This is a genomic window from Bacteroides caecigallinarum (genome assembly GCF_016901995.1).
GTDB classification, from domain to species: Bacteria; Bacteroidota; Bacteroidia; order Bacteroidales; family Bacteroidaceae; genus Phocaeicola; species Phocaeicola cellulolyticus.
On record NZ_JACJLE010000214.1, the window covers coordinates 1 to 237 of the forward strand.

At 50.2% G+C, this 237-nt stretch carries 1 rRNA gene; it reads right to left on the reverse strand.

Going from position 1 to position 237, the window contains the following annotated elements:
* Positions 1-237 (reverse strand): 16S ribosomal RNA (locus H6A61_RS15685); the annotation flags it as partial.

A 237-nucleotide genomic window follows, 5' to 3' on the forward strand; every position in this document is an offset into this window, starting at 1 on the left:
GTCTCAGTTCCAATGTGGGGGACCTTCCTCTCAGAACCCCTATCCATCGTCGGCTAGGTGGGCCGTTACCCCGCCTACTACCTAATGGAACGCATCCCCATCGTTTACCAATGAATCTTTAATGGTACTATCATGCAATCTTACCATACTATCAGGTATTAATCTTTCTTTCGAAAGGCTATCCCTGAGTAAACGGAAGGTTGGATACGCGTTACTCACCCGTGCGCCGGTCGCCGG